Genomic DNA, 517 nt, shown 5'->3' on the forward strand with positions numbered 1-517 from the left:
CAATAAACAATGGAACCATTGGTAGTTTCCCCAATGATAAATAGAACAACGTAATAATAATAGCTGTACTAAAATCCAGTCCAACCATTATATTTCTTTTATTTATCCTATCAGCGAGTATGCCACCTACCATTGACAAAACTACCATAGGTAAAAATGAGCAAGCTGTAACAAGTCCAAAAAGAGTAGAAGAACCTGTTTCTTTTAAAAGATAATATGGTAGGGCAAAACGCAAAATTGCATTACCAAAAAGGGATATAATCTGTCCAATTACTACAAGGGTAAAATCACGTCTAAAAAGTTTTGTTTTTACTTCCATAGGTTATCCTCCTTTGAATTAAACCGACCGTCGGTTTATATATGGTTTAAAATAAACTGCACTTCCAAAATGTGTGTGCAGTCTATTAAAATGATGAATTACTTCTTATTGCAAAGTTGAACAAAAGCAGAAATTGTCTGATTATCAAGCAAGCCGTCTATACCCAATCCTTTTAAAAGAGTATTAAAAGTATCACAC

At 32.7% G+C, this 517-nt stretch carries 1 protein-coding gene; it reads right to left on the reverse strand.

The annotated features are described in order from the left end of the window. A partial coding sequence (locus tag EG2_RS18060) for an MFS transporter (protein ID WP_156424264.1) occupies positions 1-319 on the reverse strand: 319 nt, incomplete at its 3' end. Positions 320-517: the final 198 nt, after the last annotated feature.

Source organism: Enterococcus gallinarum NBRC 100675 (assembly GCF_001544275.1).
In the GTDB taxonomy this organism is placed as follows: Bacteria; Bacillota; Bacilli; order Lactobacillales; family Enterococcaceae; genus Enterococcus_D; species Enterococcus_D gallinarum.